The following is a 217-nucleotide window of genomic DNA, read 5'->3' on the forward strand; positions in this document are numbered from 1 at the left end:
CTCCTGGGTCGACGATCGCATGACCGACGTGAACAATGACCCGGTGAAGTACGATGGTGACTACAACCTCATCAACGTACGGGCTGGACTGCGCTATGAACCATGGGATGCCTACGTCACCTTGTGGGGTCGTAACCTGACCGATGAGGAATACACAGGGACGATTGCAGACGCCCCCGCCCAGACCGGTCGCTTCATTGCCTACTACGAAGAACCC

1 protein-coding gene is annotated in these 217 nt (G+C 57.1%); it reads left to right on the top strand.

Annotation, left to right across the window (positions count from 1 at the left end; translation table 11 throughout):
- On the top strand, positions 1-217 hold a 217-nt coding region (locus tag A3709_RS23680; protein ID WP_197484171.1), incomplete at both ends, for a hypothetical protein.

The organism is Halioglobus sp. HI00S01, assembly GCF_001635445.1.
Classification (GTDB): domain Bacteria; phylum Pseudomonadota; class Gammaproteobacteria; order Pseudomonadales; family Halieaceae; genus Halioglobus; species Halioglobus japonicus.